Here is a 326-nt window from a genome sequence, read left to right as displayed (position 1 = left end):
TACCTGAATATGTTAAAACAAGTTTAGCGCCAGGTTCTAAAGTAGTTACAGGTTATCTAGTTGGAGCTGGCCTTACACCATATCTTGATCAACTAGGGTTTAACACGGTTGGTTACGGATGTACAACATGTATCGGTAACAGTGGTCCATTACCAGCTGAAGTTGAAGAGGGTATTGCGGATAACGATTTAACTGTAGCTTCAGTATTATCTGGTAACCGAAACTTCGAAGGGCGTATTCATCCATTAGTGAAAGCTAACTATCTTGCTTCACCACCACTAGTTGTTGCATATGCATTGGCTGGAACAGTTGATATTGACGTATAT

1 protein-coding gene is annotated in these 326 nt (G+C 40.5%); it reads left to right on the top strand.

Annotation, left to right across the window (positions count from 1 at the left end):
• The coding region (locus AOA60_RS01625) for an aconitase family protein (protein ID WP_256592788.1) at positions 1–326 on the top strand (326 nt) is incomplete at both ends.

This window comes from Pseudomonas sp. 2822-17, assembly GCF_002742485.1.
GTDB classification, from domain to species: Bacteria; Pseudomonadota; Gammaproteobacteria; order Pseudomonadales; family Pseudomonadaceae; genus Aquipseudomonas; species Aquipseudomonas cyclaminis.
This window is presented reverse-complemented; position numbering and strand designations above follow the sequence as displayed.